The organism is Myxococcus sp. AM009 (assembly GCF_013372605.1).
In the GTDB taxonomy this organism is placed as follows: Bacteria; Myxococcota; Myxococcia; order Myxococcales; family Myxococcaceae; genus Myxococcus; species Myxococcus vastator.
Map to the genome: position 1 here is coordinate 1 of NZ_JABXEP010000218.1, position 9,326 is coordinate 9,326.

General features: G+C 70.0%; 8 protein-coding genes. 7 read left to right on the top strand and 1 reads right to left on the bottom strand.

Features of this window, described 5'->3' with window-relative positions; genetic code table 11:
• The first annotated feature begins 8 nt into the window (after window positions 1-8).
• The 5 genes from HV824_RS32720 to HV824_RS32740 all read left to right on the top strand — a co-directional run bounded on the left by HV824_RS32720 (window position 9) and on the right by HV824_RS32740 (window position 6,031).
• Window positions 9-1,280 carry a shikimate dehydrogenase gene (locus HV824_RS32720; RefSeq protein WP_176415554.1) on the top strand — a complete coding sequence of 424 codons (1,272 nt, stop codon included), beginning with the start codon at window positions 9-11 and terminating at the stop codon, window positions 1,278-1,280.
• Entirely contained in the window at window positions 1,277-2,296 is a 1,020-nt protein-coding gene (gene aroC / locus HV824_RS32725) for a chorismate synthase (protein ID WP_176425003.1), read from the top strand. Before HV824_RS32720 ends, aroC begins: the two co-directional genes overlap by 4 nt.
• Complete coding sequence (locus tag HV824_RS32730; RefSeq protein ID WP_176425004.1) at window positions 2,293-3,363, top strand: 3-dehydroquinate synthase family protein; 1,071 nt, start codon at window positions 2,293-2,295, stop codon at window positions 3,361-3,363. The genes aroC and HV824_RS32730 overlap by 4 nt, the downstream gene beginning before the upstream one ends.
• Window positions 3,360-4,652 carry a 3-phosphoshikimate 1-carboxyvinyltransferase gene (locus HV824_RS32735; protein ID WP_176425005.1) on the top strand — a complete coding sequence of 431 codons (1,293 nt, stop codon included), beginning with the start codon at window positions 3,360-3,362 and terminating at the stop codon, window positions 4,650-4,652. The genes HV824_RS32730 and HV824_RS32735 overlap by 4 nt, the downstream gene beginning before the upstream one ends.
• Before the next feature lie 77 nt (window positions 4,653-4,729).
• Window positions 4,730-6,031: a citrate synthase gene (locus tag HV824_RS32740; protein ID WP_176415550.1), complete on the top strand. Its 1,302-nt coding sequence runs from the start codon at window positions 4,730-4,732 to the stop codon at window positions 6,029-6,031.
• A gap of 104 nt (window positions 6,032-6,135) precedes the next feature.
• Here the strand turns inward: HV824_RS32740 and HV824_RS32745 are convergent, their stop codons facing one another.
• Window positions 6,136-7,956, bottom strand: a complete 1,821-nt coding sequence (locus HV824_RS32745; protein WP_176425006.1) for a long-chain fatty acid--CoA ligase — start codon at window positions 7,954-7,956, stop codon at window positions 6,136-6,138.
• A gap of 80 nt (window positions 7,957-8,036) precedes the next feature.
• Here HV824_RS32745 and HV824_RS32750 point away from each other — a divergent pair, with 80 nt between their 5' ends.
• On the top strand, window positions 8,037-8,411 hold the full coding sequence (locus HV824_RS32750) for a hypothetical protein (protein WP_176415548.1): 375 nt from the start codon (window positions 8,037-8,039) through the stop codon (window positions 8,409-8,411).
• A gap of 181 nt (window positions 8,412-8,592) precedes the next feature.
• Window positions 8,593-9,282, top strand: coding sequence for a bifunctional nuclease family protein (locus tag HV824_RS32755; protein ID WP_176415547.1), 690 nt, complete (start codon window positions 8,593-8,595; stop codon window positions 9,280-9,282).
• Window positions 9,283-9,326 lie beyond the last annotated feature (44 nt).

A 9,326-nucleotide genomic window follows, 5' to 3' on the forward strand; every position in this document is an offset into this window, starting at 1 on the left:
GTGCCCCTGTGACGCCCGCCCGGCGCGTCGTCACCCTGCCCCCCACCTTGCTCGGCGAAGACGCCGTCCGCTTCGCGCGTGACGGCCAGCGCCGTGGGGCGGACGTCCTGGAGATCCGCACGGACCTGCACGCCCCTGACGCGATTGACCCCGAGGCGCTGGCGGCGGTGCTGCCGTTGCTCGTCTCCGAGCGGGGCAAGCCGCTGCCCGCCCGCTGGGTGGCCGCGGCCTGGCGCGTGGACCGGGACTTGATGGACGCGTCGGGGCAACAGGGTTCGCTGGCGGCACCGCCGGGAAAGCTGCTCGCGTCGCACCACGCGAGCCGGCAGCTGTCCACGGAGGAAGCGCTCCAGTTGTGGGAGCGTGAGCTGCCCGCCGACGCCCTGGTGAAGCACGTGGAGCCGATGACGGACCCGGCGCACCTCGTCACGCTGCTGGAGACGCAGCGGCGGATGGCGGAGCGCTTCGGTGCCACGCGCGTCACGGTGCTGGGCATGGGCGCGGTGGCGCTGCCCACGCGGGCGCTGCTCGCTCGGGGCAACGTGTTGGACTACGTCGCCGCGGGAGGCGCCTGGGTCGCGGCGCCCGGGCAGCGGCTGCTGGATGACGCCGTGCGGGAGCTGCGCGGCGCGGACCGGTACACGGTGGCGCCGCCGCTGCGGCTAGGCATCCTGGGGACGTCCATCCTCCACTCGCGCTCGCCCCGCATCCACCGTCAGCCCTTCGACCGCATCGACCTGCCGGAGGACGGGCCCGTGGAGGCGGTGGTGGACGCGCTGCTGCCGCATTACGGAGGCTTCGCCGTCACCAGCCCCTTCAAGCTGCGGCTGGCGAAGCACACGGGGTCCTCCCTGGACGCCATCAACACGCTGGTCCGCCGGGGCGACCGGTGGGAATCCTTCAATACCGACACGTTCGGCGCCCGCACGGTGCTCGAGCGGCTCGGGGCTCGCGAAGTCTTCGTCCTGGGAGATGGGGGCGCCACGTCGGCGCTCCGGTCCGTGGCGGCGGAGCTGAGCTGTGACTTGCGCGTCTTGCGACGCGCCGACATCCAGGCGCCTCTCACAGGGGCGGGCGTCTGGACCTGGCCCGATAGGGTGCCCGCTCCTGACGACCTGCGCTTCGACGGGGCCCGTGTGGCGGTCATCGCCTACGGCGCTCCGGGCCGGCGCATCGCCGCGGAGGTTGTCCTCCGCGGCGGTACTCCGGTCCTGCTGGGTGCGGCGTGGTTCGTCGCGCAAGCCCGGCGTCAGCGCCAACTCTGGGAGTCCGCGACATGAATACCTTCGGCGAGCTGTTTCGCCTGACGACGTTTGGAGAGAGCCACGGCCCCGCGCTCGGCGCCATCCTGGATGGCTGCCCCGCCGGTGTGCCCCTGACGCGCGAGCAGATTCAAGTCGCGCTGGACCGTCGGCGCCCTGGCCAGTCCACCCTCACCACCGCGCGCAGCGAGCCGGACCAGGTGGAAGTCCTGTCCGGCGTCTTCGACGACAAGACGCTGGGCACGCCCATCGCCGCCATCGTGCGCAACACGAACCAGCGCTCAGGGGACTACGAGAAGCTGAAGGCCGAGGACCGGCCCGGCCACGCGGACGCCGTGTGGCGCGAGCGCTTCAAGCACCGCGACCACCGCGGCGGCGGCCGAACCAGCGGACGCGAGACGCTCTGCCGCGTCATCGGCGGCGCCATCGCCGAGGCGTACCTGGCCCGTGACGTGCCCTCCATCCGCACCGTTGCCTACGTGTCCCAGGTGGGCAACCTGGTGGCCGCCGTCCCCGCGCCGGGCCTCACCCGCGAGCAGGTGGACGCGCACGCCACGCGCTGCCCGGACGTCACCGTCCGCGACGAGATGTCCCAGCGCATCCTCACCGCGAAGGAAGCGGGCGACAGCCTGGGCGGCGCCATCGACGTGCGCGTGGAGGGCCTGCCCGTGGGGCTGGGCGAGCCCATCTTCGGCAAGCTCAAGGCGCGCATCGCCCAGGCGCTGGGAAGCATCGGCGCCGTCACCGGCGTCGTCTGGGGCCCACCTGATTTGCTGGAGCGCATTGGCCAGCCCGGCATCCAGTTCCACGCCGTGAAGGACGCGTATGGCGGCATCCAGGGCGGGCTCGCCAACGGTGAGCCGATGCAGCTCCGCACCTTCTTCAAGCCGCCCGCCACGCTGCAGGAGCACGCGAAGGGTGGCCGTCACGACCCGTGCATCATGCCCCGCGCCGTCCCGGTGCTGGAGGCCATGGTGTCGCTGGTCATCGCCGACCTCGTCCTCCACCTCAACGCGAGGCCCCACGCGCCATGAGTGCTCTTCCTCCCGGGGCCTACCGTCCGCCGTCCGACCGCTGGGGCACCTTCGCCCGCCTCGCCAGGAACCTGCCCGAGGGCAGCGTGGCGGTGGTGGACCGCACGGTTTCAAAGCTCCACCCCAGCCTCCTCCCCACCCTGGAGGCGCGCAGCCCCCGCGCCATCATCCAGCTCACTGGCGGCGAGAGCGCCAAGACGTTCACCGCCCTGGAGAAGGTCCTGGCCGGAGGCCTGGCCCTCCCGCGCTCCGGCACGCTCGTGGCCGTGGGCGGCGGCACCATCGGTGACGTCTCCACCGTGGCCGCGCACCTCCTCAAGCGCGGCGTGCGGCTGGTGCAGGTCCCCACCACGCTGCTGGCGGCGGTGGACAGCAGCGTCGGCGGCAAGGGCGCTGTCGACATGACGGTGCGCGGGCGCGTGGTGAAGAACCCGGCCGGCGTCTTCCACTACGCGGACGAAGGCTGGGTGTGCCCCGAGTTCTTCGACACGCTCTCCGATGCGCAGCGCCGCGAGGGCGCGCTGGAGGCGTGGAAGATGGTGGTCAGCCTCGACGCGCCGCGCTTCCGCCGCTACGTGCGCAAGCCGCCCACGCTGGAGAAGCTGGTGAAGGACGCCCGCGCCCTCAAGGAGAGCATCTGCGCGCAGGACCCGTACGAGCACACGGGGCTGCGCCGGGTGCTCAACTTCGGCCACACCTTCGGCCACGTGCTGGAGAGCGTGTCCCGCTTCAAGCTGTCCCACGGTGACGGCGTGGGCCTGGGCATGCTGCTGGCCCTGGACGTGGGCCGTCACCTGGGCGTGACACCGGAGCCCGTGGCCGCCGTGGTCGAGGCCGCCCTGTCCAATGGCCCTGGCGTCCAGGGCCGCGAGCGCGCCGCCGCCCTCCTCCGCCGCGCGCCCATCAAGGACGTGCTGGCGCTGCTCACCGCCGACAAGAAGGCCGGCGCCAGGGGCGAGCTGCGCATGGTGCTGCTGACGGCCATTGGCGCCACCGAGGTGCGTGACGTGGACGAACCGAGCTGGCGCGCCTTGTGGCCCGCGTGGACGAAGGGGGTGCGCCCATGAGCACGGCGAAGGCTTCCCGTATCCGAGTGGACCCCTCCGCGCTGCACGCCGCCCCCCTCACCCCGCCCGTGTCCAAGTCGGACGCGCAGCGGGCATTGGTGCTGGGGCACCTCACGGGCGCGTGGCCGCTGCCCTCGGTGCAGGCCGAGGCGGATGAGGACCTGCCCGCCGACGTGCGCGTGCTGCGCCGGGGCGTCGAGGCCCTGCGCCTGCCGCCGGACGCCGTGCGCGACATCGACTGCGCGGACGGCGGCGCGCCCTTCCGCATCCTGGCCACCCAGGCGGCGGTGACGCCCGGCGCACAGGCGCGCTTCACCGGTACGCCCCGCCTGGGCGAGCGGCCCCACGGCCCGCTCTTCACGTCGCTGCGCGAGGCCCTGGGTCCCGCGGGCCTCACGCTCACGGAGGGCACACCCTGGCCGGTGGCGCTGCGCGCGCCCCGTGACACGTCGAACGTCCCCCCCGTGTTCCGCGTGCCCGGCGCCCAGAGCAGTCAGTACGCCTCCAGCCTGCTGCTGGGCTGCGCCGCGCTGTACCTGCGCGAGCGCCGCCCCTGGCGCGTGGAGATTGATGGGCCCCTCACGAGCGCGGGCTACCTGGAGCTGACGCTGACGTGGCTGCGGCGCTTCGGCTTCGACATCCAGCGCTCACCATCGAGCTACACCGTGGCCGGGTACGCGGCGCCCGCGGCCGTCCCGACGCTTCCGGGGGACTGGTCGTCCCTGGGCTACCTGCTGCTGGTGGCCTGGAAGACGGGCGGCACCGTGGTCCGCGCGGACACGGGCAGTGCCCACCCGGACGACGCCATTGTGCGGTTGATCGAGCAGGTGGGCCTGCGCGCGGCGCCCACCGGTGCGCCCTTCACCCTGAAGGTGGAGGGCCCGCTGTCAGGGGGCCTGCGCGCCTCCGGCGAGGAGTGCCCGGACCTGCTTCCCACGCTGGCCGCGCTCGCCTGCGTGCTTCCAGCGCCCTCCACGCTCACGGAGGTGGGCATCCTCCGCGTGAAGGAGAGCGACCGCCTGGAGGGTATCCGGACGCTCGTGAAGGCGTTCGGCGGAACCACGGAGCTCCAAGGAGAGCGGCTGCTGATCCAACCACCCCGCACGCCTCCCTCGGGCTTCGAGATGAGCAGCGAGGGTGACCATCGCCTCGCGATGACAGCGGCGACACTGTGTGTCCTGTCCGGCGCGCCGCTGACACTCACCGGTCCAGAGTGCGTGGAAAAGAGCTTTCCTGGGTTCTGGCGGCAGCTGTCCGGGGTGGGTGTTCGGATAACTGATGCACGCTGAGACCCTCAGTGTCCGACCAGCAGACTTATCGTTCTTTTTTGTTGAAAGCACTCTCCGCCCTGTGAAATCTCCGCCCCATGGCCAAGGACACGCTGACGATCACCGACAATCGGACCGGGAAGACCTACGAGGTCCCGGTCGAGAACGGCTGTATTCGCACCAATGCTCTCCGCCAGATCAAAACGGGCGACGATGACTTTGGGCTGATGGGCTACGACCCGGCGTTCCTCAACACCGCCAACTGCAAGAGCGCCATCACCTTCATTGACGGAGACAAGGGCATCCTCGAGTACCGGGGCTACCCCATCGAGCAGCTCGCCGAGAAGTCGAGCTTCATCGAGGTCGCCTACCTCCTGCTCAACGGTGAGCTGCCCACGCCGAAGGAGCTGGAGCAGTTCAACCACCTCGTCACGCACCACACGTACGTGCATGAGAACGTGAAGAGCTTCATGGACGGGTTCCGCTACGACGCGCACCCCATGTCCATGCTGAGCTCCACGGTGGCGGCGCTGTCCAGCTTCTACCCCGACGCGAAGAACATCAAGGACCCGCTGAGCCGCCGCATCCAGATCACCCGGCTCATCGCGAAGATGCCCACCATCGCCGCGTTCTCCTACCGGCACACGATGGGCCTGCCGTACATCTACCCGGACAATGACTTGTCCTACGTCGCCAACTTCCTGGCGATGATCAAGCGCATCGGCACGGCGACCTACAAGGTCCACCCCGTGCTCGAGCGCGCGCTCGACATCCTCTTCATCCTGCACGCGGACCACGAGCAGAACTGCTCGACCACGTCCGTGCGCACGGTGGGTTCGTCCGAGGTGGATCCGTACTCGGCGGTCAGCGCGGGCATCGGCGCCCTCTACGGCCCGCTGCACGGCGGCGCCAACGAGGCGGTGCTCCGCATGCTCCGCGACATCGGCCACATCTCCAAGATCCCGGAGTTCATCAAGTCGGTGAAGAGCGGCGAGGGTGAGAAGAAGCTGATGGGCTTCGGTCACCGCGTCTACAAGTCCTACGACCCGCGCGCGAAGGTCATCAAGCGCGTGGCCGACGAGGTCTTCGAGGTGACGGGCAAGAACCCGCTGCTGGAGATCGCCGTCGAGCTGGAGCGCATCGCGCTGGAGGACGAGTACTTCGTGAAGCGGAAGCTGTACCCGAACGTCGACTTCTACTCGGGCCTCATCTACGAGGCGATGGGCTTCCAGGTCGAGATGTTCCCGGTGCTCTTCGCCATCCCCCGCACGGTGGGCTGGTGCGCGCAGTGGGAGGAGATGGTGACGGACAACGAGCAGAAGATCGCCCGGCCGCGCCAGGTGTTCACGGGCTCCCCGCGCCGCGACTACGTCCCCATGAAGCAGCGCGCCGCCAAGTAGTCCTTGGCGCCAGGCCCGCGCGGCTCGCGTGGGCTTGAAGCACGATGGGGCGAGGAACCGCGAGGTTCCCCGCCCCTTTCGCTTTTGCCGCGGCGACGGCGCGCTCAGCCCGTCCGCGACCCGCCCCGTGGGGACTCGTCGTAGAGCGACTCCACGAGGCCGGCGTACTTCTCCGCCACCACGTTGCGGCGCACGCTCAGCTTCGGCGTCAGCTCGCCGCCCTCCACGGAGAAGTCCTTGGGCAGCACCGCGAAGCGCTTGATGGTCTCGAAGCGGGACAGCTTCGGATTCACGTCGCGCTCCACGCGCTCCTGGAGGAACTGGCGCAGGCGGGCGTCCTCCGCGAGCTGGGCCGCGTCCTCTGGCCACCCCTGCGCCTTGGCCAGGGCCCGCGCCTTCTCCGCGTCCAGCGTCAACAGGGCCACCAGGAAGTTGCGGCGCTCGCCCAGCACCACCGCCTGCCCCACGCCGGGCAAGGCCTTGAGCAGCTCCTCGATGTTGGAGGGCGACGTCTTCTTCCCGCCCGAGGTGACGATGATGTCCTTCTTGCGGCCGGTGATCTGGACGTAGCCGTCCGCGTCCAGCTGGCCCACGTCACCGGAGTGCAGCCACCCGTCCGCCAGCAGCTCGGCGGTGGCCTCCGGGTTCTTGTAGTACCCCATGCAGACGTTGCCGCCGCGCACCAGCAGCTCGCCGTCGTCCGCGATGCGCAGCTCCACTCCCATCATCGCCCGGCCCACGGAGCCCAGCCGCGTGTGGGACTCGGTGTTCACCGTGCCAGGGCCCGTCACCTCCGTCATGCCCCACACCTCGTGGATGACCATGTCGATGGAGGCGAAGAAGTCCAGCACGTCCCGACCGATGGGCGCCGCCGCCGTGGCGAAGAAGGACACCCGCTCCATGCCGATGCGCTCCTTCAGGGGGGCGAAGACGAGCTTCCTGGCGAGCAGATACTGGGCCTCCAGCGTCATCGGGACGCTCTGGTGGTGCATCACCCGCGCATGCCGCTCCGAGGCGACGTGGCGGGCCCAGGCCACCACCCGGCGCTTCGAGGGTGGCTGCGAGGCCAATCCCTCCTCCGCCTTCGCCTTGAACTTCTCCCACACGCGCGGCACGCCGAAGAAGAACGAGGGGCGCACCTCCCGCAGGCTCTGCGGCATCGTGTCCACCGACGCCGCGAAGTACACCTGCACCGCGCTCAACAAGGGGCTGTGGAGGGAGATGATCTGCTCGGCGATGTGCGACAGCGGCAGGTACGACACGAGCGAGGACGCGTCAGGCCGGCCGAACGTCACCGAGTCCGAGAGCTGCTTCGCCGTCCACACCAGGTTGTGGTGGCTGAGCATCACCCCCTTGGGGTGGCCGGTGGTGCCGGAGGTGTAGATGAGCGTGCCCATGGCCTCCGGCTTCAGGGCGTGGACGCTGTCCCAGTAGGGCTTCTCGTCCGCGCCGGTGCCCAGGGCCATGACGTCCGCGTAGCGCAGCACCCCCTCCGGGAGCACCGTGGGCGCGTCGATGATGACGACGTGGCGCAGCTTCGGCAGCCGCTCACGCAGGGCCAGGGCGGTGCGCAGGTGCTGCGCGTTCTCCACCAACAGGAGCGTGGCCTCGCAGTGCCCCAGGATGTACTCCAGCTGCTCCGGAGCGCTGGTGGTGTAGAGACCGACAGGGACGCCCCCCATGGCGATGGCCGCCAGGTCAGCGACGTGCCACTCCTCGCGGTTGAAGCTCAGGATTCCCACCGGCTGGCCCGCACCCACCCCCAGCGCATGCAGGCCCAGGGCGAAGCGCCGCACCCGCTGCGCATATTCAAACCACGAGGTGGGCGCGTAGGCGCCCCCACGGCGCGTCCACAGGGCCGGGCGCTGCTCCTGCTGCGCGGCCCGGTCATGGAGCGCGTGCACCACCGTCTTGGGAAGGTCCATGCCCTGAACGCTAGCGGATGCAAGGCCCCGCACCAATGTCCCCACGTCTCGGACGTTGACAGCTAGTTGGAGTGCTTTGTATGCCGCGCTCGACCATGAGCATCGACTTCACCTGCCAGAAGTGCGAGGCGAGCTTCGAGCTGGACGCTCAGGACCTCATTGAAGGGACTGAGAAAATCGTCTGCCCGCATTGCGACGCCAAGGCGCCCGCCAACCTCACGGAGGACTTCGTCGCAGCGCTCACGGAGATGCGCGCGCAGATCGCCGCGCTCGACAAGCGGTTCGCCGTGTCCATGACGTTGGAGTCCGAGGACCTGGAGGACATGCTCGACGAAGACGACGAGGACGACGACGAGGACGACTCGGAGGACGACGACCTCGATGAGGACGAGGACGAGGACGTCGACGACGAGGAGGACTACGACGAGGACGAGGACGACGACGACCGTCGTTGAGCCTGTCCGCCTGCCCTCCAGCCCGGGGAGCACCCCACGCAGCAGGGGGTAACCGGGCCTGGAGCGCAACCCTCCCGGCAGATGGCCGGGTGCGTAGCTTAAAAGCGTGAAAACGCCCAACCGCGCCACTTTGTTCGTCGCACCTCTCTCTGCCGTGCTTCTGGCGCTCGGAGGGCTGCTGATGTTTCCCGCCTTCACCCCACCGGTAGCGCTGGCGGCCCTGGGAGGAGCACAGGGCCAGCCCTGCGTCACCGAAGGTGAAGACGACCCGAAGGCCTGCTCCGAGTTGGTCGAGCTCGAGGTGCAGGACGTGGTCCCACTGGAGGAAGCCCAGGCCCACGCCGTGGTCCTGGCCACCAAGGACAAGGGCATCGTCCTCCCGGTGTTCGTGGACGAGGCCTCGGCCATCTCCATCGCCTTCCGGCTGGCGGAGCGCCAGCCGCCCCAGCCGCTCGCACAGGACCTCCTGGACGACGTGGTGACGGAGCTGGGGGCCAAGGTGACGGAGGTCCGCATCGACGACCTGCGTGACAACGTCTACTCGGGCCGCGTCTTCCTGGAGCAGGGCAAGAAGAAGATGACGCTGGACGCCCGGCCGTCGGACTCCATCGCCATGGCGCTCACCAGCCACGCCCGCATCCGCGTCACCCGCAAGGTGCTGACGCTGGCCGGCATCACCCGCGAGGAAATCGAGGGGCTCCAGCAGGAAGGCCCCGGCGTGGGCGGCAGTGGCCCGCTGGACGCGCCCGGCTTCCCTGCCCCGGGCGCCCCGAGTGAGCCGCCCATCGACATGGACATGGAGGGCCTGCCGCCGGGTCACCCGATGCTCAAGACGCCGCCGCTGGGCACGGGCAAGGAAATCGAGCTCTAGGTCCTGACGAGAAGCACTCGCAAGAAAGCCCGGCATCCCTGGGA

Excerpts from the sequence above, each read along its gene's own strand:
- HV824_RS32730 (WP_176425004.1), top strand. The coding sequence starts at position 2,293 with ATGAGTGCTCTTCCTCCCGGGGCCTACCGTCCGCCGTCCGACCGCTGG.
- aroC (WP_176425003.1), top strand. The coding sequence starts at position 1,277 with ATGAATACCTTCGGCGAGCTGTTTCGCCTGACGACGTTTGGAGAGAGC.
- HV824_RS32750 (WP_176415548.1), top strand. The coding sequence starts at position 8,037 with ATGCCGCGCTCGACCATGAGCATCGACTTCACCTGCCAGAAGTGCGAG.
- HV824_RS32740 (WP_176415550.1), top strand. The coding sequence starts at position 4,730 with ATGGCCAAGGACACGCTGACGATCACCGACAATCGGACCGGGAAGACC.
- HV824_RS32755 (WP_176415547.1), top strand. The coding sequence starts at position 8,593 with ATGTTTCCCGCCTTCACCCCACCGGTAGCGCTGGCGGCCCTGGGAGGA.
- HV824_RS32745 (WP_176425006.1), bottom strand. The coding sequence starts at position 7,956 with ATGGACCTTCCCAAGACGGTGGTGCACGCGCTCCATGACCGGGCCGCG.
- HV824_RS32735 (WP_176425005.1), top strand. The coding sequence starts at position 3,360 with ATGAGCACGGCGAAGGCTTCCCGTATCCGAGTGGACCCCTCCGCGCTG.